The organism is Microbulbifer sp. 2205BS26-8, from assembly GCF_030731025.1.
Taxonomy (GTDB): domain Bacteria; phylum Pseudomonadota; class Gammaproteobacteria; order Pseudomonadales; family Cellvibrionaceae; genus Microbulbifer; species Microbulbifer spongiae.
This window is the reverse complement of record NZ_JAVAMR010000158.1, coordinates 1-778: the sequence shown is the minus strand read 5'-3', so window position 1 is coordinate 778 and position 778 is coordinate 1. Positions and strand designations below refer to the sequence as shown.

Annotated in this window: 2 protein-coding genes; both read right to left on the bottom strand. The window is 39.1% G+C overall.

Annotated features, from left to right (window positions below; all coding sequences use genetic code 11):
- Window positions 1-76: 76 nt before the first annotated feature.
- A complete protein-coding gene (locus Q5Y71_RS17025; RefSeq protein ID WP_306043264.1) occupies window positions 77-415 on the bottom strand; it encodes a hypothetical protein in 339 nt (112 codons plus the stop codon).
- Window positions 405-778, bottom strand: a 374-nt coding sequence (locus Q5Y71_RS17020; protein ID WP_306043263.1) for a hypothetical protein, incomplete at its 5' end; no start/stop codon positions are given. The genes Q5Y71_RS17025 and Q5Y71_RS17020, both read right to left, overlap by 11 nt.

Genomic DNA, 778 nt, shown 5'->3' with positions numbered 1-778 from the left:
TGAATAGGTGTCTTAATGACAAAGCCCCGGCAGATTGCTCTACCGGGGCTTTGCTAATATGACTATTGTCTAAGATTTAGACATCTTTAAAATTCTTAGGAATTTGTTTGAGCTTTTCAAAGTTAGTCTTCCAAATATCAAGTTCAAATAAATCCCCATTTTGATCTACATAAAGCGATGCAATAACCTCAACAGCATCAATGTCGATAAACTTACATTCACTGACCTGCTTGCCAAATATTCTATCTTTCGAGAACAAACCAGAAATATCAAGACGCAGGCTCCCCATTCCACCATCACTCATAGTTTTTACTAAGATTTTCTCAGACCAATTGATAGGAAGTTGGAGGTCATTTGCTTTTGAAACCAAGTTTGTTATAAGTCTCAGCTCATCTACAGTTGGCTTACGGGGCACCGTGAATTCTCCCAACGTTAATAGTTCCATCTACAAGGCGGTAGCCTGTATATTGAATGCGCTGTCCTTCAACGCTAATAACTTGATTAAAAGGTCGGTTTGATTTGATACTCGATGCAGCTGACTGCAAATCTTTTCTAATGGCGTTCTGTACTGCCTGCCTCTCCAAGCCTAATTTATCTGTGTGCCTGAAAGCATGATTAACTTGATTAGGATTATTACCAAATTGGACATTCGCTTCTGAATCACCCCTCTTGAAAACTTTTTTCCAAAGTTGCTTTGTAAATAACGCCCTAAATCCTACAGGGCTTAAAGGAGGACCAATTCCATACACTACTTCATCATTACCACCCTTTTGTGCAA